This window comes from Azospirillum sp. TSH100, assembly GCF_004923295.1.
GTDB lineage: Bacteria > Pseudomonadota > Alphaproteobacteria > Azospirillales > Azospirillaceae > Azospirillum.
The window spans coordinates 130,804-156,014 of sequence record NZ_CP039634.1 but is presented as its reverse complement, the minus strand read 5'-3'; the positions used below and the strand labels follow the sequence as shown (position 1 = coordinate 156,014).

The following is a 25,211-nucleotide window of genomic DNA, read 5'->3' as shown; positions in this document are numbered from 1 at the left end:
AACAGTCGGCTGGTTTCGGCAAAGATTTCAGTCAGGTTCACCGCATCGAGAGATGGGCGCATAGCTCAGTTGGTAGAGCAGCTGACTCTTAATCAGCGGGTCCAAGGTTCGAGTCCTTGTGCGCCCACCATCTCTTGAAACCTTCCTACGGATGGGCGCATAGCTCAGTTGGTAGAGCAGCTGACTCTTAATCAGCGGGTCCAAGGTTCGAGTCCTTGTGCGCCCACCATCCATAAGGGGCTGGAACCGAGCAGGTTCCGGCCCCTTTCCATTTTCGGGCGTGTGTCGGGCCTGATCCAGCCCACTGCTGGGCTGCCCGCTCCTTACCCCTCCACCTGTGCCAGGAAATCCGCGGTCACCCGGTCCATCGTCGCCAGATGGGTGTGGAACCAGTCGGGGAACAGCTCGGTCACGTAGAGCCGGGCGCGGGCTTCCTTGCCCTCTTCCAATTCTGCCTCCATGGTCGCGACCACCTTCAGCACGCGGGCATGCTCGTCCTTGTGGCAATGCAGGGCGAAGAAGCCATACCGGGTCATCAGCGCGTTCTCGCGGGAGAAATGCTCGCGCAGATGCTTGGCGAAGGCGGCGAAGGGGGCCTGAAGCTGGCCGGCCGGGGCGTCGCAGGCCGCCCGCAGCAGGACGACCGAATCGACATGGTCCTGGTCCATCACCGCGTAGCCGAGGAGGGGGACGTCGGTGGCAGGCACATCAGCCGCGGGGGCGGCGGGCGTGGTGGTGGCAAGCATGATGGTCGCTTCCAAAAAGGATGGCCTTCGGAGACAACGCTCCGAAGGCCACCATACCCGCACGCCATTCATGGTCTCTTGACGGTGGTCAAGACGTCCGAATCGTCAGGTTTTCGCCTCGCCGGCTTCCAGCTCGTCGATGAAGCCGCGGATGACGCCGAGTCCCTTCTGCCAGAAGGCCGGGTCCGAGGCATCGAGGCCGAAGGGGGCCAGCAGTTCCTTGTGGCGCAGCGTGCCGCCGGCCGACAGCATCGCCAGATACTTCTCGGCGAAGCCCGTCTCCGCGTCCTGATACACCGCGTAGAGCGAGTTCACCAGGCAGTCGCCGAAGGCGTAGGCATAGACGTAGAAGGGCGAGTGGATGAAGTGGGGGATGTAGGACCAGTAGTGCCGGTATCCCTCGTCGAAGCGCAGCGCCGGTCCCAGGCTCTCGGTCTGCACCGCCATCCAGATCTCGCCGATGCGGTCCGACGTCAGTTCGCCCTCGCGCCGCTCGGTGTGGACGCGCCGTTCGAAATCGAAGAAGGCGATCTGGCGCACCACCGTGTTCAGCATGTCCTCGACCTTGCCGGCCAGCATGATGCGGCGGCGCTTGGGGTCGGTCTCGGCCGCCAGCAGGGCGCGGAAGGTCAGCATCTCGCCGAACACCGACGCGGTCTCCGCCAGGGTCAGCGGGGTGTCGGACAGGAAATGGCCCTGTTTGCCGGCCAGGATCTGGTGGACGCCATGCCCCAGCTCATGGGCGAGCGTCATCACGTCGCGCGTCTTGCCCTGGTAGTTCACCAGCAGATAGGGGTGGACGCTGGGCACCGTCGGGTGGGCGAAGGCGCCCGGCGCCTTGCCGGGGCGGACCGGCGCGTCGATCCAGGGATTGTCGAAGAAGCGCTTGCCGAGGCTGGCGAGGTCGGGGGAGAAGCGGCCATAGGCACCCAGCACGATGTCGCGCGCCTCGGTCCAGGGAATGCTGCGGTCGGCATCCTCCGGCAGGGGAGCATTGCGGTCCCAGTAGTCCAGATGGTCCTGGCCGAACCACTTGGCCTTCATCGCGTAATAGCGGTGGGACAGGTCCGGATAGGCGCCCTTGACGGCGGAGACCAGCGCGTCGACGACCTCATCCTCGACCCGGTTGGACAGGTTGCGGGCGGAGGTCGGCGTCGGGTAGTTGCGCCACTCGTCCTCGATCTCCTTGTCCTTGGCCAGCGTGTTGGTGACCAGGGCGAACAGCCGCGCATTCTCGCCCAAAACCTTGCCCACCACCTCGCCGGCCTCGCGGCGGACGGCGGGGTTGCGGTCCGACAGGCGGTTCAGCGCCTCCGCGCAGGTCAGGTCCTTCCCGCCCATCGGGAAGCGCAGGCTGGCGATGGTCTCGTCGAACAGGCGGTTCCAGGCGGCGCGGCCGACCACATGCTTTTCGTGCAGCAGCCGTTCGATCTCGTCCGACAGCTGGTGGTCGCGGTAGAGGCGGACGTCGCGCAGCCAGGGTTCGTAATGGCGCAGCGCCGAGGACGCCTTCTGCTTGGCGGTCAATTCCGTCTCGTCGAGCCGGTTGATCTCCAGCGTGAAGAAGATCAGGTGGGCGGAGATGTCGTTCACCCGCTCCTGCGCCGACTGGTAGAATTTGGCGACGGCCGGGTCGACCATGTTGCCGTTGTAGACCAGCCCGGCATAGGACATGACGCGCGACAGCGTCTCGTCGATGTCCTCATACTGGCGGATCGCCGCGGCCAGATCGTCGCCGGACAGCGTCGCCAGCTTGCCGGCATAGCGCTCGCGGAAGGCCTTGCAGTCCCGCTCCATCCGGTCGAGGTCGGCCTTAAGCTCGGGCGACTCGGTGCCGGGGTAGAGGTCGCTCAGGTCCCAGGTGGGAAGCGCCCCCAGATCGGGGGTGTCGTTTGCGGCCGTTGCGGCGCTGCTGGTCATCGAATCCCTCCAGAGATTTGTTGGATCCATATAAGCGCGCACGCGGCGCGGGCAAAGCCTTCATCCGGCGGGCGTGCTTCCGGTGTCGGCGCCGACGTGGTGCAGAGCCTGCCGTCCGGCACGAAGGACCGCGCGCGACAACTCTGCCAGCGCGGTACCGGCGATGCGGCTCTGCTGCCAATGGAGCGGCACGTCCAGCGGCAGATCGGGCACCAGTTCCACCAGACGGCCGGCCGCCAGATGATCGGCCACCAGCGGCTCCGGGTTCATCCCCCATCCCATCCCGGCCAGCGCGCCGTCGACGAAGGCGTGGGTGGAGGGCAGCCAATGGGTTGGCGGACTGGGCACCGGCGCCGACTCGTGATCGCTCAGTGCCAGGCGCAGCCACTGTACTTGCAGCTGGTCCTTGCGGTTGAAGGTCAGGCAGGGCGCTGCGGCAAGATTCTCCGCCGTCACCCCATCGGCGAAATGGCGGCGCAGGTAGGCCGGGCTGGCGGTGGCACGATAGCGCAGCGCGCCCAGCGGATGGCTGTTGCAGCCGGGGACCGGGGCCGCGCTGGCGGTGACGGCAGCCAGAACCTCGCCCTTGCGCAGCCATTCGGCGCTGTGATCCTGGTCGTCCAGCACCAGATCGAACAGGCAGCCGGAAAGCTCGGCCATCGCGGCAACGAACCATGTGGCCAGACTGTCGGCATTCACCGCGATCCGCAGGGTGACCGGCCCGTCCTCCAGGCTGAGACCGGGCAGGGCGCCGCGCAGCTCGCTTTCCAGCAGGGCCACCTGCTCCACATGCTGGCACAGGCGCTGGCCGGCGGCGGTGCCGGTGCAGGGCTGGCCGCGCACCACCAGCACGGTACCCAGCCGCTCCTCCAGCAGCTTCACCCGCTGCGATACCGCCGACGGGGTGACGTGCAACTGCCGGGCGGCGCGTTCGAAACTGCCGGTGCGGATCACGGCGGCCAGCGCCGCCAGCAGCGGATAGTCCAGCATGAATTAGCGTCGCTTCATTGGGGCAAGGAGGATTAAGTACGGCAAAGGAACATTGGGTGGTAGCGGAATGGCATCCACCGACTTCGGAACCGCCGCAATGATCGACTTCCTCCCCGCCTTCCTCCCGGGCCTGTTCCTCGGCTTCAGCCTGATCGTCGCCATCGGGGCGCAGAATGCCTTCGTGCTGCGCCAGGGTCTGCGCAACGAGCATGTGCTGGCGATCTGCGCCACCTGCGCCGTGTCGGATGCCGTGCTGATTCTGGCGGGGGTGAGCGGATTCGCCACCGTTGCGGCGCGCTGGCCGTGGTTGGAGCCGCTGATGCGCTATGCCGGCGCCGCCTTCCTGCTGGTCTACGGGCTGCGCAGCGCCCACTCGGCCTGGCAGGGTGGCAGCGGCGGGCTGAACCCGGCCGACCGCGAGCCGGGCGGACTGCTGCCGGCGCTGCTGACCTGTCTGGCGCTGACCTGGCTGAACCCGCATGTCTATCTGGACACGGTGGTGCTGGTGGGCTCGGTCTCCGCCCGCTTCGCCGAGGGGCGGGGAGCCTTCGCTCTGGGGGCGATGACGGCATCCTGCCTGTTCTTCTTCGCGCTCGGCTATGGCGCCCGGCTGTTGCGCCCGCTGTTCGCCCGGCCCACCGCCTGGCGGGTGATGGACGGCGGCATCGCCCTGGTGATGTGGGCCATCGCCGCCGGGCTGCTGATGGCGGAGGTGGGGGCCTGATCCCCTGTGCCTGCTCGCTCTCCCTACTCGCCCTCTTGCGCCCGCCGGATCGCCGCCTCCACGCATTGCAGGTGCAGCTTCTTGCGGGCGAGCTGTCGGGAGCGGCGCTCCTCGATGTCGGTGGTCGCCATCGCTTCGATGGCGCAGCCGCGCCAGCCATTGGCATCCAGGGCACGGGCGACCTCGGCATAGCCGAAATATCCCTTGTCCGGCTGCTCCCAGGGCGGACGGAAGTCGGCGCGGCGAAGGACGAAGCGGTTGGACTGGCTGCCGCCACCCAGGTTGGTCAGGCGGGCCACGATCAGCCGCTCGCCGTTGCCGTGAACGACGGTCAGGATCGGGCGGATTCCGGTGATGGGTGGATCGGCGGCCATGTTCCATGCATAACGGTCCGGGGGCGTCCTGACCAGAGCGTCGCTGACCGCACTGCCGCACGCTCCATCTCCCGTCCGAATGGAGACCTGCCGATGCGCCCCATCACGATGCCCATCCCGCGGATTGTCCCGAGCCTGTCGTCCGCCGTCCTGTCGATCCTTCTGCTGGCCAATCCGGCAACGGCCCAGCTGGCGCCGGCCCCGACCCAGATACCGGCGGCGCCGTCGTTCGTCTGCGAGACGTACGCCGCCGGCGCGATGATCGAGGCGCAATTGTTCTTTGGTCGCAACATCAGCGACGCGCTTGGCGTCAGCGAGCGCGACTGGGCTGATTTCCTGAATGCCGAGGTGACGCCGCGCTTTCCCAACGGCCTGACCGTCACCGATGGCTCGGGCCACTGGCGCGACGCCGAGACCGGGCGACTGGTGCGGGAACCCAGCAAAATCCTGACGCTGCTGGCCGATGGCGATCCGGCGACGCTGCGGCTGATCCGTGAAATCGTCGATCTGTACAAGGCGCGCTACCACCAGCAGTCGGTCGCGCTGGTCGTGCGGCCGGTCTGCGTTTCCTTTTGAATTCCAAGCAGCGGAACGGCGTTTCATCAACGGGGAATGCGACAGCTCGCCGCACCCCCGACCTTCAGACATTTGCCTGCACTTATGCTTTTGTCGCAGATTGTGGAGGCTGCGTAACGGATCGTTTCGCGGCCGAGAGGAAACGCGCACCGAATAGTACCAAAATAGAACGAGGGACGCCCCGCCATGAGCCCGACTGCCAGCGCCACGACTGCAGAGCTTTTCGACCAGATGCATGCCCGCTCCCTGTCGGACCCCGCGGGGTTCTGGGGCGAGGCGGCGAAGGACATTTCCTGGTTCAAGCCGTGGGACAAGGTGCTGGACGACAGCAACGCCCCCTTCTACCGCTGGTTCACCGGCGGGGAGCTGAACACCTGCTACAACGCGGTGGACCGCCATGTGGAAGGCGGGCGCGGCGCCCAGGCGGCGATCATCTATGACAGCCCGGTCACCCAGACCGTCCAGACCATCACCTACGCCGAGTTGCAGGATCAGGTCGCCCGCTTCGCTGGCGCGTTGCGCGCCCAGGGGGTGGAGAAGGGTGATCGCGTCCTTCTCTATATGCCGATGATCCCGCAGTCGCTGGTCGCCATGCTGGCCTGTGCCCGCCTGGGGGCGGTCCATTCGGTGGTTTTCGGCGGCTTCGCCCCGCACGAACTGGCGACGCGCATCGACGACGCCAAGCCGAAGGCCATCGTCTCGGCCTCCTGCGGCATCGAGCCGAACCGCATCGTCAAGTACAAGCCGATGCTGGACGCCGCCATCGAGCAGTCGGCGCACAAGCCCTCCAGCGTCATCGTCTGGCAGCGCCCTCAGGAGACGGCGACCCTGATCGCCGGCCGCGATGTCGATTGGGCCGAGGCGGTGGCGATGGCCGAACCGGCGGAATGCGTGGCCGTGAAGGCGACCGACCCGCTCTACATCCTCTACACCTCCGGCACGACCGGCCAGCCCAAGGGCGTGGTGCGCGACAATGGCGGCCACGCGGTGGCGCTGCGCTGGACCATGACCAACATCTACAACGTCAAGCCGGGCGAGGTGTATTGGGCGGCGTCGGACGTGGGCTGGGTCGTCGGCCACTCCTACATCGTCTATGCGCCGCTGCTGACCGGCTGCACGACGGTGGTGTTCGAGGGCAAGCCGGTCGGTACCCCCGATCCGGGCACCTTCTGGCGCGTGATCGAGCAGCACAAGGTCGGCACCCTGTTCACCGCTCCGACCGCCTTCCGCGCCATCAAGCGCGAGGATCCGGACGCCAATTACCTGAAGAAGTACGACCTGTCGCACTTCCGCGCCCTGTTCCTGGCCGGTGAGCGGTCCGACCCCGACACGCTGCACTGGGCCGAGGACAATCTGAAGGTCCCGGTGATCGACCACTGGTGGCAGACCGAGACCGGCTGGGCGATCTCCGGCAACCCGCTGGGCGTCCACCTGTTCCCGATCAAGTACGGTTCGGCCACCCGTCCAATGCCGGGCTGGGACGTACGCGTGCTGAACGCCGAGCTGAAGGAGGTTCCGCGCGGCGACATCGGCGCCATCTGCGTGAAGCTGCCGCTCCCTCCGGGTACGCTGCCGACGCTGTGGAACGCCGACGAGCGCTTCAAGAAGTCCTACCTCGCCGACTATCCCGGCTACTACCAGACGGGCGACGCCGGCTTCATCGACGATGACGGCTATGTCTATGTCATGGCCCGCACCGACGACATCATCAACGTCGCCGGCCACCGCCTGTCCACCGGCGCGATGGAAGAGGTGTTGTCGAGCCACAAGGACGTCGCCGAATGCGCGGTGATCGGCGTGGCCGACGACCTGAAGGGGCAGGTGCCGCTGGGCTTCGTCTGCCTGAAGGCCGGTGTCACCCGCCCGCATGAGGAGATCGTCAAGGAGGTCGTTCAGCTGGTGCGTGAGCAGATCGGCCCGGTCGCCGACTTCAAGCGCGCCCTGGTGGTCGACCGCCTGCCGAAGACGCGCTCGGGCAAGATCCTGCGCGGCACCATGCAGAAGATCGCCGACAGCCAGGACTACAAGATGCCGGCCACCATCGACGATCCGGGCATCCTGCCGGAGATCGCCGAGGCGCTGAAGACGCTGGGTTACGCCAAGACCGGCGGCACGCCGGCCTGAGGCGTCGAACAGGGAAGGGGCGGCCTGCGGGCCGCCCTTTTCATTTCCGGACGGCGATCAGCCTGAGACGACCGACAGGTTTTCCGGCTCCTCGCTGCCGAGGTCGAGCAGCGGCAGGAAGCTTGCCGGCTCCTGAGCGCCGGACAGCGCATAGCGTCTGTTGAAGATGTAGCAGGGCACCGCCTGCAGCCCCATCTGGCGGGCCAGCGCATCGGCGGCCTGGACAGCGGCCGATTCGGCGTCGCTGGACAGTTGGCGCCGTGTCTCGACGAAATTCATCCCCAGCCCGGCGGCGACGCTGGCCAGCGCGTCCGGATCGCCGATGTCTACGCCTTCGACGAAATAGGCGGCGAACAGCGCGTCGGCCATCGCATTGCCCAGCCCCTGGCGGCTGGCGATGCGGACCAGCCGGTGAGCGTCGAAGCTGTTGGGCGTGCGCTGGATGCGGTCGAGCGCCAGCGGCAGCCCATCGCGCGTCGCCGTGTCCTCCACCACCCGGTGAATCTGCCGCGCCCGCTCCGTCCCGCCGAACTTGGCGGCCAGATAGTCGTCGCGCGACATCCCGCCGCGCGGCATGTCCGGGTTCAGTTGAAACGGCTGCCAGCGGAGTTCCGGGCGCAGGTTGGGCCGCTGCGTCAGCGCACGGTCGAGCCGGCGCTTGCCGATGTAGCACCAGGGGCAGATCAGGTCGGCGAAGGTTTCGATCAGCATGCCGCCACTATCGGCGTGCGCCCGGAATGGAGCAACCGCTTCTTCTGTCCCACATGACCTGCAACCGTTTGTTAACCGAGTTTGCCCGACAGTCCGCAGTGGCTCCGTCCGTCACCCTGCGGCCGGCGGACATATCCCGGTGGGCGATTCCCGATGAGCAATTCCTACGTCGACGCCAAGGTGCGCGAAGCGATCCTGGCGGCCAAGGGCAGCCGGATGAATGCGCAGAAGATCCTGATGGCCTGGGCCGTCGAGGATCCCGATCTGCTGCGCGGGATTGCCCAGCCCTTTCTGAAGGCGATTGCCGCCGCCGCCATCGAGCGTGCCGGCCGTCCCCCCAGCAGCAGGCCCGCCGCCCGCCCGGCCGCCGCAGGCGGTGCTGGGGGAGGGCGTCCGTCCGCTTCCGGCCTCAGCCGTGATGCCCTTGAGAATCTGCTGAACCAGCTGGGCCGTGAGCCGGACGAAAAGGCCGTCCCGCAGCGGACAGCGCCAGCCGGCAAGGCCTCGGCTGGAGCGGCGAAGGGCGCCACCATCCACAATGCCCCAGACGGGGGCCGAATCATGAAAAGGCGATGATGGCGATCGCCAAGGCCTTCGTCGCCAAAAAGGTGCGCTGAGACGCCGTCACGACCCGTTGTTCGGGACATAGGGCGTCGGCTCGTCGAACCAGCCCTTCTTGCGCGGCAGGGTGCGGATATCCGGCGGCGGGCTGGCCAGCGCGGTGTTGCCGTTGCGGTAAGGGTCGGGAATGTGGTGGCATTCCACGTCGGCCAGCGTGCGGTAGCAATAGAGGCGCGACCGGTCGACCTCGACCTTGTCCGGACAATAATCGCCGTCCTTCTCGAAGCTCAGAATCGAGCAATCGCGACCGGTGGCGGTCGAGACGATGTGGTCGCCAATGGTCTTCTTGGTGGCGTTCAGCGTCACGACATCGGCACCCGCCGCCGCCAGCCCCAGCGGGGAGGTGCAGCCGGCCAGTATCATCATCGGAATCGCAAGCGAAACGGCGATCCAGCCCCGCATCCGGACATTTCCCCTCGCGACCAACCCTGCGACCATGCCCGCGCCCACCATATCAGCCGTTCCCGTTGCTACGCATGCGCCGCATCCGTTTCTGCACACTGCACGTGATCGCGGTTAACAAGCGGTGAATTCACCGCTGGGGATGGCCTCAGCGCAGCAGCGTGCAGATGCGCGACCGGCATTGCACAACAACGAAGGCGTCCTTGTCCTCGGTGCAGCCGACCTTGAAGGTGGTCGCTCCCTCCCGCCCGACGGTGTAGCGCAGCACCTCGACCTTGGCCGGCGTGCAGTTGCCCATCGATTTGGCGATCTCCTTCGCCTCGGCCTGCGCGGCGGAGACGTTGGCCGCTGCCATCGCCGGACCTGCGGCGAGGAAGGCTGCGACTGGCAGAAGGACGGTCATTGGAAGAGGGAGTGAATCGCGGATCGGCATGGCGCGACTATCGCACGGGGTAGGGCGCTCCGGAAGGGCTGCCTCCGAAATGTCGCAGCACCGCGAATCACGCCGCACGGCGGCGGCGAAGCTGGTATGGTCGGGCATATAACGCGACCGCGGCGGCGTCCCGCCGACCGGTTGGGGATCTGGGTGAGGAAACGCATGACTTCAAACGATCGGCGGCTCGGCGACCGCATTCTCGCCGCGCTGGAACTGGCGCTGGAACAGAAGCACCTCGATGTTGCTGAACATCTCGCCCGCGCATTGGAGGAGACGCTGACCCGTTTCGGCGGACCCGATGCGGTCGACCATCGCGAGTTGTCGGCCGGCATGCTGCAGGCCTTTGAGCAATTGGAAGCGATGCGCCATGCCGCCCACCGCCTGCCATAAGCCGGTCGGCGTCCCGGTCCCGGACAACAGGTGCCGCAGCCGGTGATTTTTTTGCAATTTGGTGATTGACAGGCGGCGTCCCGGGCGACTACAAACCGCCCACCGAACGACGGGGGCCTCAAACGGTTCCGGTGAAAAACACTAGCTGGTCCAAGCCTTTGGCTGTCAGGCAGTCCAGTGTTTCTAACAAGTCGCTCTGCGCGGGTGTAGCTCAGTTGGTTAGAGCGCCGGCCTGTCACGCCGGAGGCCGCGGGTTCAAGTCCCGTCACTCGCGCCACTTTCTCTTTGAAATTCGGCGTCAATCGCCAGTATGTCTCAAAGGACTCGCAAATTGCGGGTCCTTTTTCGCATGCCCATTGTCTTTCCTTTCCCCGATTTTAAAAACGTGGTATTACCAAGCTCTTCCGCGGGGACCTGCTTGTCCTTCCGCGTGGTGAAAAGCGATTCAAAGCGCTTTCCTTGCCCACGGTCTCGGCATATATTCCGGCCCGTCTGATGGGCTAATCCAAGGCATGGCTGCCACGGCTTTGCGCTTCCGCCGATTTCCCGGCCGGAACGGCGCCCGTGGTCGTGGGCTTATGGGAGGAACGCGGTGTCGACTCCGCTGATCATTGAGTATCTTCCGATCCTGGTGTTTCTGCTGATCGGCATCGCGCTGGCCGCGGTGATGGTGGGGGCATCCTACGTCATCAGCCCGAAGAACCCGGACGCCGAGAAGGTCTCCCCCTACGAATGCGGCTTCGAGCCGTTCGAGGACGCGCGCACCAAGTTTGACGTGCGGTTCTACCTGGTCTCGATCCTGTTCATCATCTTCGACCTGGAAGTCGCCTTCCTGTTCCCGTGGGCGGTCGCGCTCGGTGACATCGGGCTGTTCGGCTTCTGGTCTATGATGCTGTTCCTGGGCATCCTGACCATCGGCTTCATTTATGAGTGGAAGAAAGGAGCTCTGGAATGGGAGTAGAGGTCGCCAAGCCGCTGGCGCCGATTCCGCCCGGACCGGAACAGGACGCCTACATCCGCGCGGTCTCCGACGAGATCCAGGACAAGGGCTTCGTGCTGGCGAAGTACGAGGATCTGCTGGCCTGGGCCCGGACCGGCTCGCTGTGGCCGATGACCTTCGGTCTGGCCTGCTGCGCGGTGGAGATGATCCACGCCTATATGAGCCGGTATGACCTGGATCGTTTCGGCGTGATCCCGCGTCCCAGCCCGCGCCAGTCCGACTGCATGATCGTCGCCGGCACCCTGACCAACAAGATGGCCCCGGCCCTCCGCAAGGTCTACGACCAGATGCCGGAGCCGCGCTGGGTCATCTCGATGGGCTCCTGCGCCAATGGTGGCGGCTACTACCACTATTCCTACGCGGTGGTGCGTGGCTGCGACCGGATCGTGCCGGTGGACATCTATGTGCCGGGCTGCCCCCCGACGGCGGAGGCGCTGATTTACGGCATCCTCCAGCTCCAGAAGAAGATCAAGCGCGGCAATCGAATCGCCCGCTGACCACGGCGTCCCGTCCCGCCTCCGGCCGCCGGAGGCGGGACGAACGACAAGCGCGCTGAAGACAAGTAGGAAGGCAGGGTCCCACCCATGTCCGAACAGGCGTTGAAGGAACTCGGGGACGTTATCGCCGCCAAGATCGGCGGCGACGTCCTGAAGGTCGAGGTGAGGCTCGGCGAACTGATGGTGACGGTCAATCGGCCCGCCATCCTGGCGGTGCTGACCGCGCTGCGCGACGATCCGGCCACCCGGTTCGAGCAGCTGACCGACATTACCGCGGTCGATTACCCGGACCGTGCGGAGCGGTTCGAGGTCGTCTACCAGCTGCTCAGCTACACCCACAACCGGCGCATGCGCGTGAAGCTGGCAACCGACGAGGACACGCCCGTCCCGTCGGCCGTTGCCGTCTTCAGCGCGGCGAACTGGTTCGAGCGTGAGGTGTGGGACCTGTTCGGCATCTTCTTCGAGAATCATCCGGACCTGCGCCGTATCCTCACCGACTACGGGTTCGAGGGGCATCCCTTCCGCAAGGACTTCCCGCTGACCGGCTACGTCGAAGCCCGCTACGACGAGGACCAGAAGCGCGTGATCTACGAGCCGGTCCGTCTGACCCAGGATTTCCGCGCCTTCGACTTCCTTAGCCCGTGGGAAGGCATGACCAACGTCATGCTGCCCGGCGATGAGAAGGCGGCCCTCCAGGACGGGAGCAAGAAGCCGTGAGCATGACCGTTTCGACCGACTCGGCGACCGGCGTCGTCGCTACTGGTCCGGGTGCGGCCATCAGCGCCTCCGGTCCGGAGAACAAGACGCAGATCAAGCCCTACACGATGAATTTCGGGCCGCAGCACCCGGCCGCCCACGGCGTGCTCCGTCTGGTGATGGAGCTGAACGGCGAGGTGGTGGAGCGTTGCGATCCGCACATCGGCCTGCTGCACCGCGGCACCGAGAAGCTGATCGAGTACAAGACCTTCATCCAGGCCGTGCCGTATTTCGACCGGCTGGACTATGTCAGCCCGATGTGCATGGAGCACGCCTATGTGCTCGGCATCGAGAACCTGTTGCAGATCAAGGCACCGCTGCGCGCCCAGTACATCCGCGTGCTGTTCTCGGAAATCACGCGCATCCTGAACCACATCCTGTCGATCACGACGGGTGCGCTCGACGTCGGCGCGATCACTCCGGCGCTGTGGGGCTTCGAGGAACGCGAAATCCTCATGGAGTTCTACGAGCGTGTGTCGGGTGCCCGCCTGCACGCCAACTATTTCCGGCCGGGCGGCGTCGCCTGGGACATCCCGGACGGCCTGCTGGACGACATCTGGGCCTTCACCGAGCGTTTTCCGAAGTTCATGGACGACCTCGAAAGCCTGCTGACCGAGAACCGCATCTTCAAGCAGCGCACGGTCGACATCGGCATCGTCACCAAGGAGCAGGCGCTCGACTGGGCCTTCACCGGCCCGATGCTGCGCGGCTCCGGCGTTGCCTGGGATCTGCGCAAGTCGCAGCCCTACGAGGTCTACGACCGCATGGAGTTCGACGTCCCGGTCGGTCTGACCGGCGACTGCTGGGCGCGCTATCTGGTTCGCATGGAGGAGATGAAGCAGTCGCTGCGCATCATCCGTCAGTGCTGTAAGGAGATGCCGGCCGGTCCCTACAAGATCGAGGACCGCAAGGTATCCCCGCCGCCGCGCGGCGAGATGAAGCGCTCGATGGAAGCGCTGATCCACCACTTCAAGCTCTTCACCGAGGGCTTCCACGTTCCCGCCGGCGAGACTTACACCGCCATCGAGGCGCCCAAGGGCGAGTTCGGCGTGTATCTGGTGTCCGACGGCACCAACAAGCCCTACCGCTGCAAGATCCGCGCGCCGGGCTTCGCCCATCTTCAGGGCCTGGACTTCATGTCGAAGGGTCACATGCTGGCCGACGCCGTCGCCAACATCGCCTCGATGGACATCGTTTTCGGAGAAATCGATCGATGAGCGCGCCCGCTTCCGATCACGGCCACGCCGAGCCGACCAGCTTCACCTTCACTCCGGAAAATCTGGAGCTGGCGAAGCGCATCATCGCCAAGTACCCGGCCGGCAAGCAGGCCAGCGCCTGCATGCCGCTGCTGGACGTCGCCCAGCGTCAGCACGGCGGCTGGCTGCCGCGCGTCGCCATGGACGCCGTGGCCGACCTGCTGGGGATGCCGCGCATCCGCGTGTACGAGGTCGCGACCTTCTACACGATGTACAACAAGAACCCGGTCGGCCGGCACCATATCCAGGTCTGCACCACCACCCCCTGCTGGCTGCGCGGGTCGGACGACATCGTCCACACCTGCAAGAAGAAGCTCGGCATCGAGGTGGGCGAGACCACGGCCGACGGCCAGTTCACGCTCGGCGAGGTCGAGTGCTCGGGCGCCTGCGTCAACGCGCCGGTTGTGCAGATCGGTGACGATTACTACGAAGACGTTGCCCCGGAGCATATGGAGCGCATCCTCGACGCGCTGGCGCGCGGCGAGACGCCGAAGCCCGGCTCGCAGACCGGCCGTCAGTCCTCGGAGCCGGTCGGCGGCCCGACGACGCTGAAGGCCTTTACCACCGCGCAAGCGGACGCCAACACCGCGCAAGCGGACGATTGAGGGGGAGGGGACAGCGATGCTTCGCGATGAGGACCGCATCTTCACCAACCTCTACGGCTACCAGGACTTCGGTCTCGAGGCGGCCCGCAAGCGCGGTGACTGGGACAACACGGCGTCCTTCCTGGCCAATGGCCGGGACTGGATCATCGAGCAGGTGAAGGAATCGGGGCTGCGCGGCCGTGGCGGCGCCGGCTTCTCGACCGGCATGAAGTGGTCCTTCATGCCGAAGAACGTGACCGACAAGCCCGTCTATCTCGTCATCAACGCTGACGAGGGCGAGCCCGGCACCTGCAAGGACCGCGATATCCTGCGCCACGATCCGCACAAGCTGATCGAGGGCTGCCTGATCGCCGGTTTCGCCATCGGCGCCAGCGCCTGCTACATCTACATCCGTGGCGAGTTCTACAACGAGGGCTCCAACGTCCAGCGCGCCATCGACGAGGCGTATGCGGCGGGGCTGATCGGCAAGAACGCCTGCGGCACCGGCTACAATTACGACGTCTACATCCACCGGGGTGCGGGCGCGTATATCTGTGGCGAGGAAACCGCGCTCATCGAGTCGATCGAGGGCAAGAAGGGGCAGCCGCGCAACAAGCCGCCGTTCCCCGCCCAGGCCGGTCTCTATTCCTGCCCAACCACGGTGAACAACGTCGAATCGATCGCCGTCGTTCCGACCATCCTGCGTCGCGGCGCTTCGTGGTTTGCCGGCCTCGGCCGTCCGAAGAACTCGGGCACCAAGCTCTTCTGCATCTCCGGGCACGTCAACAAGCCGTGCAACGTGGAAGAGGAGATGGGCATCCCGCTGAAGGAGCTGATTGAGAAGCATGCCGGCGGCGTGCGCGGCGGCTGGGACAATCTGCTGGGCATCATCCCCGGCGGCTCGTCGGTTCCGGTCCTGCCGAAGTCGATCTGCGACACCGTCCTGATGGACTTCGACTCCTTGCGCGAAGTGCAGTCGGGCCTTGGCACCGCCGCGGTGATCGTGATGGATAAGTCCACCGACATCGTGAAGGCCATCGCCCGCCTGTCGTCCTTCTATGCGCATGAATCCTGCGGCCAGTGCACACCGTGCCGCGAAGGCACCGGCTGGATGAGCCGCGTCATGCAGCGCATGGTCACCGGCAACGCGCGCATGGAAGAGATCGACATGCTGCTGCAGGTCACCAAGCAGGTCGAAGGCCACACCATCTGCGCGCTCGGCGACGCTGCCGCCTGGCCGATTCAGGGCCTGTTCCGCCACTTCCGCCCGGAAGTCGAGCGGCGCATCCAGGCCTACCGCAACAGCGCCCCGCTGGCGGCCGAGTAAGGAGTTCCCGTTCCCATGCCGAAACTGACCATCGACGGGATCGAGATCGAGGTCGAGCCGGGTACCTCGATCCTCCAGGCTTGCGAGCAGCTGGGGATCGAGATTCCGCGCTTCTGCTACCATGAGCGCCTCAGCGTGCCGGCCAACTGCCGCATGTGCCTCGTGGAGATGGAGCGCGCGCCCAAGCCGGTCGCGTCCTGCGCCATGCCCTGCGGCGACGGAATGGTCGTCCGCACCAACAGCGAGACCGTCCTGAAGGCCCGCAAGGGCGTCATGGAATTCCTGCTGATCAACCACCCGCTGGATTGCCCGATCTGCGATCAGGGCGGCGAGTGCGATCTCCAGGACCAGGCCATGGCCTATGGCTTCGACCGCGGCCGCTATGGCGAGAACAAGCGGGCGGTCAAGGACAAGTATATGGGTCCGGTCATCAAGACCATCATGACCCGTTGCATCCATTGCACCCGCTGCATCCGCTTCATCAACGAAGTGGCCGGTGTTCCCGATGTCGGCGCCGTCTATCGCGGCGAGCACATGGAGATCACCACCTTCGTCGAGAAGGCAATCGGCTCCGAGCTGTCGGGCAACCTCGCCGACGTCTGCCCGGTGGGTGCCCTGACCCACAAGCCCTACGCCTTCACGGCCCGCCCGTGGGAGCTGCGCAAGACCGAGACCATCGACGTCCTCGACGCGGTCGGCTCGAACATCCGCGTCGACGCCCGTGGGCCCGAGGTGATGCGCGTCCTGCCGCGCGTCAACGACGACATCAACGAGGAGTGGCTGAACGACAAGAGCCGCTACTCGTATGACGGTCTGAAGCGCCAGCGCCTGGACCGCCCCTACATCCGCCAGAACGGCAAGCTGGTTCCGGCCAGCTGGGCCGAGGCCTTCACCGCCATCGCGGCGCGCCTGAAGGGCCTGTCCGGCAACCGCGTCGCCGCCATCGCCGGCGATCTGGTCGATGTCGAGGCGCAGTTCGCGCTCAAGGAGCTGCTGTCGCGCCTGGGCTCGGCCAACCTGGATTGCCGCCAGGACGGTGCGCGGTTCGACACCTCGGTGCGCGCCGGCTACCTGTTCAATTCGGGCATCGCCGGCATCGAGAAGGCCGACGTCATCCTGCTGGTCGGCACCAACCCGCGCTGGGAAGGCACGCTGGTCAACGCCCGCATCCGCAAGCGCTATCTGGCCGGCGGCGTCACCATCGCCTCGATCGGCGAGCAGCGTGACCTGACCTATCCCTACAGCGTGATCGGCTCCGGTCCGGATACGCTCCAGCAGCTGATCGACGGCAGCCACCCGTTCTCCGAGACGCTGCGCGCCGCCAAGAACCCGATGATCATCGTCGGCATGGGCGCCTTCCAGCGCGCCGACGGTCTCGCGGTCCAGGCCGCCGCCCGTCTGGTCGGCGAGGTCTACGGCATGTTCCGCGACGACTGGAGCGGCTTCAACGTGCTGCACACCGCCGCGGCGCGCGTCGGCGGCATCGAGGCCGGCTTCCTGCCGGGCGAGGGCGGCCGCGACATCCACGGCATCCTCGACGGCGCGTCGAAGGGCGAGATCGACTTCGTCTACCTGCTGGGTGCCGACGAGATCGACATGGCCAAGCTCGGCAATGCCTTCGTCGTCTACCAGGGCCACCATGGCGATGCCGGCGCCCATCGCGCCGACGTCATCCTGCCGGGTGCCGCCTACACCGAGAAGAACGCGGTCTACGTCAACACCGAAGGCCGTCCGCAGCTCGCCCGCCTCGCGGTGTTCCCGCCTGGCGAAGCGCGCGAGGACTGGAAGATCGTCCGCGCCCTGTCGGAAGTGCTGGGCACCACGCTGCCCTTCGACACCCACGGCCAGCTGCGCCAGCGGCTGATGGCGGCCAACCCGATCTTCGGCGCGGTCGGCGAGATGACTCCGGCCAGCTGGGCGCCGTTCGGCGCGCAGGGCCCGGTCGACGCCGCCCCCTTCGTGACGCCGATCACCAACTTCTACATGACCGACCCGATCAGCCGGGCGTCGGTGACGATGGCCAACTGCACGGAAGCGCTGGTGGGCCCTGCTCAGGAGAGGACTGGCACCCATGGCTGAGTTCTGGAGCGGCTTTCTCCTGCCGCTGATCATTATGGTCCTGCAGATCCTGGCGATCACCGTGCCGCTGCTGGTGGCCGTCGCCTTCATGACCTATGCCGAGCGCAAGATCATGGGCGCGATGCAGATGCGTCAGGGCCCGAGCATCGTCGGTCCATTCGGCCTGATGCAGCCCTTCGCCGACGGCCTGAAGCTGTTCGCCAAGGAGCAGATCCTGCCGGAAGGCGCCAACCGCGTGGTGTTCTACATCGCGCCGATGCTGACCTTCTTCCTGGCGCTGATCGCCTGGGCGGTCATCCCGTTCGACTACGGGGTGGTGCTGTCCAACATCAACGTCGGCGTGCTGTACCTGTTCGCGATCTCCTCGCTGGGCGTCTACGGCATCGTGATGGCCGGCTGGGCCTCGAACTCGCGCTACGCCTTCCTCGGGGCGCTGCGCTCCGCCGCGCAGATGGTGTCCTACGAGGTCTCGATGGGCCTCATCATCATCACCGTGCTGCTGTGCGTCGGCTCGCTGAACCTGACCGAGATCGTGCGGGCCCAGGAGAAGGTCTGGTTCTGCATCCCGCTGCTGCCGATGTTCGTGATGTTCTTCATCTCGGCGTTGGCTGAAACCAATCGCGCGCCCTTCGATCTGCCGGAAGGCGAGTCAGAACTGGTCGCCGGTTTCATGGTCGAGTACAGCTCCGCTCCCTTCGCGCTCTTCTTCCTTGGCGAATACGCCAACATGATCCTGATGAGCGCGATGACCAGCATCCTGTTCCTCGGCGGCTGGCTGCCCCCGCTGCCCTTCGCCCCCTTCACCTGGGTGCCGGGCATCGTGTGGTTCGCCCTGAAGATCGCGTTCTGCCTGTTCACCTACGTCTGGGTTCGCGCCACCGTGCCGCGCTACCGCTATGACCAGCTGATGCGGCTGGGCTGGAAGGTCTTCCTGCCGCTGTCGCTGTTCTGGGTCGTGCTGACCGCCGGTGTCCTGGTGACCTTCGGCTGGCTGCCGAAATAAGCGGGTTTCCCGCAAGAGCCAGCCTGCACCGAACCCACCATTGACGTGTCGATTTGAGTGCCGGCGAGCCAACCGACGAAACGGATGGCCGCCGGCGAGGAAGGAGACGAAGAGGCCATGGCGTTCCTCGACCGCGCGGCGCGCAGCCTGTTCCTGACCGAGCTGCTGGGCGGCATGGCGCTGACCTTGCGCTACATGTTCAAGCCCAAGGTCACCCTGAACTACCCCTATGAGAAGGGCCCCATCAGCTCGCGCTTCCGCGGCGAGCATGTGCTCCGCCGCTATGCGAGCGGCGAGGAGCGCTGCATCGCGTGCAAGCTCTGCGAAGCGGTGTGCCCGGCTCTCGCCATCACCATCGAAGCCGAACCGCGTGACGACGGCAGCCGCCGCACCACGCGCTACGACATCGACATGACCAAGTGCATCTATTGCGGCCTGTGCCAGGAAGCCTGCCCGGTCGATGCGGTGGTCATGGGGCCGAACTTCGAGTTCTCCACCGAATCCCGGGAAGAGCTCTTCTACAACAAGCAGAAGCTGCTGGCGAACGGCGACCGCTGGGAGGCGGAAATCGCCCAGAACCTCGCGGCCGAGGCTCCTTACCGGTAAGCGGAAGCGAGAAAAACGATGATACTCCAAGGCATCGCCTTCTACGTGTTCGCCGCGCTGCTGGTGGCCTCCGGTGTGATGGTCATCTCGGCGCGGAACCCCGTTCACTCCGTCCTTTTCCTGATCCTCGCCTTCTTCCAAGCGGCTGGTCTCTGCCTCCTGATGGGGGCGGAGTTCATCGCGATGATCCTCGTCATCGTCTATGTCGGCGCCGTCGCCGTGCTGTTCCTGTTCGTGGTGATGATGCTCGACATCAACTTCCGCGAACTGCGCCAGGGTGCGATGGAGGCGCTGCCGCTGGGCGCGCTGGTCGGGCTGATCCTGCTGGCCGAACTGGCTGCCGTCCTCGGCGGCTGGATCGTGGCGCCGAACGTCGCCGCCATCGCCGGCGCGCCGACCCCGTCGATCGATCAGGTCTCGAACACCCAGGCGCTGGGCCGGCTGATGTACACTCAGTACGTCTACCTGTTCCAGGCGTCCGGCATCGTCCTGCTGATTGCCATGATCGGCGCGATCGTACTGACGCTGCGGCACCGTCCGGGCGTGCGCAAACAGAACATTGGCGCCCAGATTGCCCGTCGCCGGGAAGAGGTGGTCGCCATCCGCAAGGTCACGACCGGGGAGGGCGTGTGATCATGGAGATCGGTCTCGGACATTACCTGACGGTCTCGGCCATCATCTTCACGCTGGGTGTGCTGGGCATCTTCCTGAACCGGAAGAACGTCATCATCATCCTGATGTCGATCGAGATGATGCTGCTGGCGGTGAACCTGAACCTCGTCGCCTTCTCGACCTTCCTGCACGATCTGGTCGGCCAGATCTTCGCCATGATCATCCTGACCGTCGCCGCCGCCGAGGCGGCCATCGGCCTCGCCATCCTGGTGGTCTACTTCCGCAACCGCGGCTCGATCCGAGTCGAAGACATCAACATGATGAAGGGCTGAGGCGGCGCCATGGAAGTGCTAGTCGTATTCCTTCCGCTCCTGGCGTTCCTCGTCGCCGGATCGATCGCGCTGTTCGGCGGGCCGAAGGCCGCGCCGGCGGCCGCGGGTCACGGAAGCCACGGTCATGGCAATGACGATCACGGGCACGCCCAGATCGCCCACGGCCATGATGATCATGCCCACCACATCTCGCACGACGAGTTGGACCACGCGCACGACGATGCGCATGACGACCACCATGTCGTCGCAGGCCCGCCGACCGTGGGGGACCGCGTCGCGCAGTTCGTGACCGCGGGCGCCGTCATTGTCTCGGCGGTCCTGTCCTGGATCCTGTTCTTCGATGTCGCCGTGCACGGTCATCCGCGCACGATCGAGCTGATGACCTGGATCCAGAGCGGCACGCTCGACGTGAAGTGGGCGCTGCGCGTCGACCAACTGACCGCGGTCATGCTGATCGTCGTCAACACGGTTTCGGCCTGCGTGCATGTCTACTCGGTCGGCTACATGGCCGATGACCCGCAGAAGCCGCGCTTCATGGGCTATCTGTCGCTGTTCACCTTCGCAATGCTGATGCTGGTGACGGCGGACAACCTCGTCCAGCTGTTCTTCGGCTGGGAGGGCGTCGGTCTGGCCTCCTACCTGCTGATCAACTTCTGGTACGAGAAGCCCTCGGCCAACGCCGCCGCCATGAAGGCCTTCCTGGTCAACCGCGTCGGCGACTTTGGCTTCGCGCTTGGCATATTCGCGATCTTCGTGCTGACCGGCTCGGTCCAGTTCGACACGATCTTCGCCAAGGCCCCGACGCTGACCGGCCAGACGCTGCATTTCCTCAGCTGGGACTTCAACGGCCTGACCATCGCCTGCCTGCTGCTGTTCATGGGCGCGATGGGCAAGTCGGCTCAGCTTGGCCTGCACACCTGGCTGCCGGACGCGATGGAAGGCCCGACCCCTGTGTCGGCGCTCATCCACGCGGCCACCATGGTCACCGCCGGCGTCTTCATGGTCTGCCGCCTGTCGCCCGTCTTCGAATACGCCCCGACGGCGCTCGAAGTGGTGACGGTGGTCGGCGGCCTGACCGCCTTCGTCGCGGCGACCATTGGTTTCACCCAGTTCGACATCAAGCGCGTCATCGCCTATTCGACGATGTCGCAGCTCGGCTACATGTTCTTCGCCGCCGGCGTCTCGGCCTACGGCGCGGCCATGTTCCACCTGTTCACGCACGCCTTCTTCAAGGCCCTGCTGTTCCTTGGCGCCGGCTCTGTCATCCATGCCCTGCACCATGAGCAGGATATGCGCAAGATGGGCGGTGTCTGGCGCAAGATCCCCTTCACCTACGCGGTGATGTGGATCGGCAATCTGGCGCTTGCCGGTCTGCCCTTCTTCGCCGGCTACTATTCCAAGGACATGATCCTGGAGGCGGCCTTCGCCTCGGGCAGCGGGGTGGGGCGCTTCGCCTTCGCCCTGGGTATCGCGGCGGCTCTGCTGACCGCCTTCTACTCCTGGCGCCTGCTGTTCATGACCTTCCACGGCACGCCGCGGATGGACAAGGAAGTCTACGACCACGCCCATGAGTCGCCGGTCGTCATGCTGGTGCCGCTCGCGGTCCTGACATTGGGCGCCCTGTTCGCCGGTGTCGGCTTCCACGAGTATTTCATCGGTCACGATCGGGCGGAGTTCTGGGGCAAGGCGATCATGACGCTGCATGGCCATGACGCCATCGAGGCGGCGCACCACCACACCCCGGGCTGGGTCGCGATCGCTCCGCTGGTGGTTGGCCTGATCGGTATCGCCATGGCCTACATCGGCTATGTGATGATGCCGCGCCTGCCGGGCCAGATTGCCGCCACTTTCCGCGGCATCCACCAGTTCCTCTACAACAAGTGGTACTTCGACGAGCTGTACGACGCGCTGTTCACCCGTCCGGCCAAGGCCCTGGGCAATGGCCTGTGGAAGTCGGGCGACGGGGCCGTGATCGATGGCGTGGGTCCGGACGGCGTTGCCGCCGCCACCCGCGACGTCGCGGCACGCGCCAGCCGGTTGCAGTCGGGGTACGTCTATCACTACGCCTTTGCCATGGTGATCGGGGTCGTCCTGCTCGTCGCCTGGCTGTCGGTCTTCGGCTGAGCGGTTTCGAAGGAGAACAACAACAATGGCTAGCTGGCCGATCCTGTCGTTCGCGACCTTCCTGCCGCTCGTGGGCGTCGCGCTGATCCTGCTGTTCTGCCGGGGCAACTCCCCGGACGTTCAGCGGAACGTGCGGTATATCGCGCTGTGGACGACCCTCGTCACCTTCGTCCTGACCTTGCTGATCTGGGCCAACTTCGATCTGCGCAATCCCGGCTACCAGATGGTCGAGAAGGCGGGCTGGATCCCCGAATTCGGCATCAACTACCACATGGGCGTCGACGGCATTTCGGTGCTGTTCGTCGTCCTGTCCGGCTTCCTGATGCCGCTGTGCATCCTGGCGAGCTGGGAGTCGGTGCAGGTCCGCCTGAAGGAATACATGATCGCATTCCTCGCGCTGGAAACCCTGATGATCGGGATGTTCTGCGCGTTGGACTTCGTGCTGTTCTACATGTTCTTCGAAGGTGTCCTGATCCCGATGTTCCTGATCATCGGGATCTGGGGCGGCCCGCGCCGCGTCTATGCCGCCTTCAAGTTCTTCCTTTACACGCTGCTCGGCTCGGTCCTGATGCTGCTGGCGATCCTGGCCATGTATTACGTGGCCGGCACCACCGACATCCCGACCATCACCGCCACCCAGTTCCCGCGCAACATGCAGCTCTGGCTGTGGCTGGCGTTCTTCGCCTCCTTCGCGGTGAAGGTGCCGATGTGGCCGGTCCACACCTGGCTGCCGGACGCCCACGTCGAGGCGCCGACCGCCGGTTCGGTGATCCTGGCCGGCGTGCTGCTGAAGATGGGCGGGTACGGCTTCCTGCGCTTCAACATTCCGATCCTGCCGGAAGCCACCGAGTATTTCGCGCCGCTGATCTACACCCTGTCGGTCGTCGCCGTGATCTACACCTCGCTGGTCGCTCTCGCCCAGGAGGACATGAAGAAGCTGATCGCCTACTCGTCGGTCGCCCACATGGGCTTCGTCACCATCGGCATGTTCGCGCTGAACCAGCAGGGCATCGAAGGTTCGGTGTTCCAGATGCTGTCGCACGGCGTCGTGTCGGGTGCGCTGTTCCTGTGCGTCGGCGTCGTCTATGACCGGCTGCACACCCGCGAGATCGCCCGCTATGGTGGTCTTGTGAAGAACATGCCGAAATACGCGGTCGTCTTCCTGTTCATGACCATGGCGTCGGTCGGCCTGCCGGGCACCGCCGGTTTCGTCGGCGAGTTCCTGGTGCTGATGGGCGTCTTCCGCGACAACACGTGGGTCGCCGCACTCGCCGCCACCGGCATGGTTCTGGGCGCCGCCTATGCGCTGTGGCTGTATCGCCGCATCGTCTACGGCAAGCTGACCAAGCCGGACCTGAAGGCGATGTTCGACATGACCCCGCGCGAGATCGCGGTGTTCCTGCCGCTGATCGCCGTCGTCCTGTGGATGGGCGTCTATCCCAGCAGCTTCCTGAACGTCACCTCGGCATCGGTCGAGCAGCTGATCCAGACCTACCAGACCAAGCTGGCCGCGTCGCACGCCGCGTCCGGTGTCTCGGTCGCCGCTCGGTAAGGGGTTCTTCGACATGACCGCAGTGTTTCCCGACATCTGGCCGGCCCTGCCGGAGATCTTCCTGGCGCTCTCGGGCGTCGCCCTGCTGATGCTGGGCGTGTTTCGCGGCGACGGATTCACCCGTCCCGTGTCCTACCTGTCGATCGTCTGCATGCTGCTCGCCGCCATCCTGGCGATGGGCTACGGCACCGGCCGCGTCGTTACCTTCAACGGCATGTTCGTGATGGATGCCTTCGGCGTCTTCATGAAGGTGCTGGTGCTGGTCTCCGCCGCCTTCGCGGTGATCCTTGGCCTCGGCTTCAACGAGCGGGAGCAGATGGCCCGCTTCGAGTTCCCGGTGCTGATGATCTTCGCCACGCTCGGCATGCTGATGATGGTGTCGGCCAACGACTTCATCTCGCTGTATGTCGGCCTGGAGACCCAGAGCCTTGCGCTCTATGTCATCGCCGCCTTCCGCCGCGACAGCGGCAAGTCCTCGGAAGCCGGCCTGAAGTATTTCGTTCTCGGCTCGCTCTCCTCGGGCATGCTGCTGTACGGTGCATCGCTGGTTTACGGCTTCGCCGGCACGACCTCCTTCGACAAGGTGGCTGCGCTGTTCGCCGGCGGCGCCCATGTGTCGCCGGGTCTGGTTATCGGTCTGGTGTTTGTGATGGCCGGCCTGGCATTCAAGGTCTCGGCCGCTCCGTTCCACATGTGGACGCCGGACGTGTATGAGGGTGCGCCGACCCCGGTCACCGCCTTCTTCGCGGCGGCCCCCAAGGTGGCGGCCATTGCCCTGCTGACCCGCGTGGTGATGGAGCCGTTCGGCCATCTCGCCGCCCAGTGGCATCAGGTGCTGGTGGCGACCGCCATTCTGTCGATGGTGATCGGCTCCTTCGTCGCCATCATGCAGACCAACATCAAACGCCTGATGGCCTACAGCTCGATCGGCCATGTCGGCTACGCGCTGGTCGGCCTGACCACTGGAACGCAGGACGGTGTCCGCGGCGTTCTGATCTACATGGCGCTCTACATCGCCATGAACATCGGCGCTTTCGCGGTCATCCTCAGCATGAAGGCGAAGGGCCGGATGCTGGAGGAGATCAAGGACTTCTCCGGCCTGTCCAAGACCAACCCGATGCTGGCCGCGACCATGGCGATCTTCATGTTCTCCATGGCCGGCATCCCGCCGATGGCCGGCTTCTTCGGCAAGCTCTACGTCTTCCTGGCGGCTATCGCCGCCCAGGAATACACGCTGGCCGTTGTCGGTGTGCTGACCAGCGTCGTCGGCGCCTTCTACTATCTGCGCATCATCAAGATCATGTATTTCGATGAGCCTGCGGTGGTGGTCGACAAGGTCGACGACGATGGCATGACCGGCGTCCTGGTCATCACCAGCCTGTTCACCCTGCTGTTCTTCGTCGCTCCGGCGCCGATCCTGAACGGTGCGGCTGCTGCCGCGGCTGCTCTGTTCGCCGGGTGACATCGGA

The 25,211-nt window shown here is 65.5% G+C and carries 26 protein-coding genes and 3 tRNA genes; 22 read left to right on the top strand and 7 right to left on the bottom strand.

Annotated elements, in window-relative coordinates; genetic code table 11:
• The first annotated feature begins 54 nt into the window (after nucleotides 1-54).
• Together E6C72_RS00765 and E6C72_RS00760 are read left to right on the top strand one after the other, a co-directional pair.
• Nucleotides 55-130: transfer RNA gene (locus E6C72_RS00765), tRNA-Lys, on the top strand.
• Between the two features lie 23 nt (nucleotides 131-153).
• A tRNA-Lys gene (locus E6C72_RS00760) sits at nucleotides 154-229 on the top strand.
• Nucleotides 230-323: 94 nt separating this feature from the next.
• On the opposite strand, the gene E6C72_RS00755 is transcribed toward E6C72_RS00760, so the two are convergent.
• From E6C72_RS00755 to E6C72_RS00745, 3 genes are all read right to left on the bottom strand, one after another.
• Nucleotides 324-746: a bacteriohemerythrin gene (locus E6C72_RS00755; RefSeq protein ID WP_109443832.1), complete on the bottom strand. Its 423-nt coding sequence runs from the start codon at nucleotides 744-746 to the stop codon at nucleotides 324-326.
• Between the two features lie 105 nt (nucleotides 747-851).
• The gene (locus E6C72_RS00750) at nucleotides 852-2,666 is read right to left on the bottom strand and encodes a M3 family oligoendopeptidase (RefSeq protein WP_109443830.1); all 1,815 of its coding nucleotides are present in this window, start codon (nucleotides 2,664-2,666) and stop codon (nucleotides 852-854) included.
• A gap of 60 nt (nucleotides 2,667-2,726) precedes the next feature.
• The gene (locus E6C72_RS00745) at nucleotides 2,727-3,656 is read right to left on the bottom strand and encodes a LysR family transcriptional regulator ArgP (protein ID WP_109443829.1); all 930 of its coding nucleotides are present in this window, start codon (nucleotides 3,654-3,656) and stop codon (nucleotides 2,727-2,729) included.
• A 67-nt stretch (nucleotides 3,657-3,723) separates the two neighbouring features.
• On the opposite strand from E6C72_RS00745, the gene E6C72_RS00740 reads away from it, so the two are divergent.
• Nucleotides 3,724-4,380, top strand: coding sequence for a LysE/ArgO family amino acid transporter (locus E6C72_RS00740; protein WP_247876036.1), 657 nt, complete (start codon nucleotides 3,724-3,726; stop codon nucleotides 4,378-4,380).
• Nucleotides 4,381-4,403: 23 nt separating this feature from the next.
• Here E6C72_RS00740 and E6C72_RS00735 read toward each other — a convergent pair whose 3' ends face one another.
• A complete protein-coding gene (locus tag E6C72_RS00735; protein WP_109443828.1) occupies nucleotides 4,404-4,754 on the bottom strand; it encodes a hypothetical protein in 351 nt (116 codons plus the stop codon).
• 93 nt (nucleotides 4,755-4,847) lie between these two features.
• Here E6C72_RS00735 and E6C72_RS00730 point away from each other — a divergent pair, with 93 nt between their 5' ends.
• On the top strand, nucleotides 4,848-5,330 hold the full coding sequence (locus tag E6C72_RS00730; protein ID WP_109443827.1) for a DUF3574 domain-containing protein: 483 nt from the start codon (nucleotides 4,848-4,850) through the stop codon (nucleotides 5,328-5,330).
• Nucleotides 5,331-5,516: 186 nt separating this feature from the next.
• Nucleotides 5,517-7,454 carry a propionyl-CoA synthetase gene (locus tag E6C72_RS00725; protein WP_109443826.1) on the top strand — a complete coding sequence of 646 codons (1,938 nt, stop codon included), beginning with the start codon at nucleotides 5,517-5,519 and terminating at the stop codon, nucleotides 7,452-7,454.
• A 57-nt stretch (nucleotides 7,455-7,511) separates the two neighbouring features.
• Here the strand turns inward: E6C72_RS00725 and E6C72_RS00720 are convergent, their stop codons facing one another.
• Nucleotides 7,512-8,165, bottom strand: a complete 654-nt coding sequence (locus E6C72_RS00720) for a DsbA family oxidoreductase (RefSeq protein ID WP_109443825.1) — start codon at nucleotides 8,163-8,165, stop codon at nucleotides 7,512-7,514.
• A 153-nt stretch (nucleotides 8,166-8,318) separates the two neighbouring features.
• On the opposite strand from E6C72_RS00720, the gene E6C72_RS00715 reads away from it, so the two are divergent.
• Nucleotides 8,319-8,741 (top strand): hypothetical protein, encoded by a 423-nt coding sequence (locus E6C72_RS00715; protein WP_247882060.1) that lies wholly within the window; start codon nucleotides 8,319-8,321, stop codon nucleotides 8,739-8,741.
• 48 nt (nucleotides 8,742-8,789) lie between these two features.
• Here the strand turns inward: E6C72_RS00715 and E6C72_RS00710 are convergent, their stop codons facing one another.
• Both E6C72_RS00710 and E6C72_RS00705 read right to left on the bottom strand, forming a co-directional pair.
• A complete protein-coding gene (locus E6C72_RS00710) occupies nucleotides 8,790-9,188 on the bottom strand; it encodes a hypothetical protein (protein WP_247876035.1) in 399 nt (132 codons plus the stop codon).
• A gap of 148 nt (nucleotides 9,189-9,336) precedes the next feature.
• On the bottom strand, nucleotides 9,337-9,591 hold the full coding sequence (locus E6C72_RS00705) for a hypothetical protein (RefSeq protein WP_109443822.1): 255 nt from the start codon (nucleotides 9,589-9,591) through the stop codon (nucleotides 9,337-9,339).
• Between the two features lie 195 nt (nucleotides 9,592-9,786).
• Between E6C72_RS00705 and E6C72_RS00700 the strand changes: the two genes are divergently transcribed.
• From E6C72_RS00700 to nuoN, 16 genes are all read left to right on the top strand, one after another.
• On the top strand, nucleotides 9,787-10,014 hold the full coding sequence (locus E6C72_RS00700; protein ID WP_109443821.1) for a hypothetical protein: 228 nt from the start codon (nucleotides 9,787-9,789) through the stop codon (nucleotides 10,012-10,014).
• Nucleotides 10,015-10,214: 200 nt separating this feature from the next.
• A tRNA-Asp gene (locus tag E6C72_RS00695) sits at nucleotides 10,215-10,291 on the top strand.
• Nucleotides 10,292-10,606: 315 nt separating this feature from the next.
• Nucleotides 10,607-10,975, top strand: a complete 369-nt coding sequence (locus tag E6C72_RS00690; RefSeq protein ID WP_045580751.1) for an NADH-quinone oxidoreductase subunit A — start codon at nucleotides 10,607-10,609, stop codon at nucleotides 10,973-10,975.
• Entirely contained in the window at nucleotides 10,966-11,511 is a 546-nt protein-coding gene (locus tag E6C72_RS00685; RefSeq protein ID WP_174470176.1) for an NADH-quinone oxidoreductase subunit B family protein, read from the top strand. The genes E6C72_RS00690 and E6C72_RS00685 overlap by 10 nt, the downstream gene beginning before the upstream one ends.
• Nucleotides 11,512-11,598: 87 nt before the next feature.
• On the top strand, nucleotides 11,599-12,228 hold the full coding sequence (locus tag E6C72_RS00680) for an NADH-quinone oxidoreductase subunit C (RefSeq protein WP_109086274.1): 630 nt from the start codon (nucleotides 11,599-11,601) through the stop codon (nucleotides 12,226-12,228).
• Between the two features lie 107 nt (nucleotides 12,229-12,335).
• Complete coding sequence (locus E6C72_RS00675) at nucleotides 12,336-13,484, top strand: NADH-quinone oxidoreductase subunit D (RefSeq protein ID WP_247875759.1); 1,149 nt, start codon at nucleotides 12,336-12,338, stop codon at nucleotides 13,482-13,484.
• On the top strand, nucleotides 13,481-14,128 hold the full coding sequence (gene nuoE / locus E6C72_RS00670; RefSeq protein WP_109086272.1) for an NADH-quinone oxidoreductase subunit NuoE: 648 nt from the start codon (nucleotides 13,481-13,483) through the stop codon (nucleotides 14,126-14,128). The genes E6C72_RS00675 and nuoE overlap by 4 nt, the downstream gene beginning before the upstream one ends.
• Before the next feature lie 16 nt (nucleotides 14,129-14,144).
• Nucleotides 14,145-15,434: an NADH-quinone oxidoreductase subunit NuoF gene (gene nuoF / locus E6C72_RS00665; RefSeq protein WP_014248414.1), complete on the top strand. Its 1,290-nt coding sequence runs from the start codon at nucleotides 14,145-14,147 to the stop codon at nucleotides 15,432-15,434.
• A 15-nt stretch (nucleotides 15,435-15,449) separates the two neighbouring features.
• Nucleotides 15,450-17,513, top strand: coding sequence for an NADH-quinone oxidoreductase subunit NuoG (gene nuoG / locus E6C72_RS00660; protein WP_109086271.1), 2,064 nt, complete (start codon nucleotides 15,450-15,452; stop codon nucleotides 17,511-17,513).
• Entirely contained in the window at nucleotides 17,506-18,516 is a 1,011-nt protein-coding gene (gene nuoH, locus E6C72_RS00655) for an NADH-quinone oxidoreductase subunit NuoH (RefSeq protein ID WP_109086270.1), read from the top strand. Before nuoG ends, nuoH begins: the two co-directional genes overlap by 8 nt.
• A 117-nt stretch (nucleotides 18,517-18,633) precedes the next feature.
• Nucleotides 18,634-19,122 carry an NADH-quinone oxidoreductase subunit NuoI gene (gene nuoI / locus E6C72_RS00650; protein ID WP_042693501.1) on the top strand — a complete coding sequence of 163 codons (489 nt, stop codon included), beginning with the start codon at nucleotides 18,634-18,636 and terminating at the stop codon, nucleotides 19,120-19,122.
• Nucleotides 19,123-19,140: 18 nt separating this feature from the next.
• Nucleotides 19,141-19,755, top strand: coding sequence for an NADH-quinone oxidoreductase subunit J (locus tag E6C72_RS00645; RefSeq protein WP_109086269.1), 615 nt, complete (start codon nucleotides 19,141-19,143; stop codon nucleotides 19,753-19,755).
• A 2-nt stretch (nucleotides 19,756-19,757) separates the two neighbouring features.
• Complete coding sequence (gene nuoK, locus E6C72_RS00640; RefSeq protein ID WP_014248409.1) at nucleotides 19,758-20,066, top strand: NADH-quinone oxidoreductase subunit NuoK; 309 nt, start codon at nucleotides 19,758-19,760, stop codon at nucleotides 20,064-20,066.
• Nucleotides 20,067-20,075: 9 nt separating this feature from the next.
• A complete protein-coding gene (gene nuoL / locus E6C72_RS00635; protein WP_109086268.1) occupies nucleotides 20,076-22,190 on the top strand; it encodes an NADH-quinone oxidoreductase subunit L in 2,115 nt (704 codons plus the stop codon).
• Between the two features lie 25 nt (nucleotides 22,191-22,215).
• Nucleotides 22,216-23,742: an NADH-quinone oxidoreductase subunit M gene (locus E6C72_RS00630; protein ID WP_136700620.1), complete on the top strand. Its 1,527-nt coding sequence runs from the start codon at nucleotides 22,216-22,218 to the stop codon at nucleotides 23,740-23,742.
• Between the two features lie 13 nt (nucleotides 23,743-23,755).
• Nucleotides 23,756-25,204, top strand: coding sequence for an NADH-quinone oxidoreductase subunit NuoN (gene nuoN, locus E6C72_RS00625; RefSeq protein WP_109086266.1), 1,449 nt, complete (start codon nucleotides 23,756-23,758; stop codon nucleotides 25,202-25,204).
• The last annotated feature ends 7 nt before the right edge of the window (nucleotides 25,205-25,211 follow it).